This window comes from Kitasatospora sp. MY 5-36 (assembly GCF_001182915.1).
Lineage (GTDB): Bacteria > Actinomycetota > Actinomycetes > Streptomycetales > Streptomycetaceae > Kitasatospora.
Window position 1 is genome coordinate 1 of sequence record NZ_LFVW01001425.1, and the last position, 569, is coordinate 569.

General features: G+C 78.4%; 1 protein-coding gene. It reads right to left on the reverse strand.

Annotation, left to right across the window (positions count from 1 at the left end; translation table 11 throughout):
* Positions 1–555, reverse strand: a 555-nt coding sequence (locus AE652_RS42765; protein ID WP_234348747.1) for a KR domain-containing protein, incomplete at its 3' end; no start/stop codon positions are given.
* Positions 556–569: the final 14 nt, after the last annotated feature.

A 569-nucleotide genomic window follows, 5' to 3' on the forward strand; every position in this document is an offset into this window, starting at 1 on the left:
CGCCGGGTCCGCGGCGTCGGCCGCGTCGGCGGCCCGGATCTCGGGCAGGTCGCGCATCAGCGGGGCGCGGCGCAGCTGTTCGGGGCCGCGGGCGGTGGCCATCGCGGCGAAGTCGACGGCCATCAGCGACAGTACGGCCAGCCGGGGGTCGGGGTCCTCGACGGCGGCGGCGAGGGCGCGGACCGCGTCCTCGGGCTCCATCAGGACCTCCCACTTGTTGCGGGCGAGCCGTCGGCGGGCGCCTTCGCTGGCCTGGCCGACGCCGCCGCCCGCCCACGGGCCCCAGGCCAGCGAGGTGGCGGGCAGGCCGCGGGCGCGGCGCTGCTCGGCGAGGGCGTCCAGGTAGGCGTTGGCGGCGGCGTAGTTGCCCTGGCCGCCGTTGCCGAAGGTGGCGGAGATGGAGGAGCAGAGGACGAAGGCGTCGAGGTCCAGGTGGGCGGTCAGCTCGTCGAGGTGGGCGGCGCCGCCGGCCTTGCCGTCGAAGGTGCGGGCCAGGCGGGCGGCGTCCAGGCGGTCCAGGACGCCGTCGTCCAGGGCGCCGGCGGCGTGCAGCACGGTGGACAGGGCCG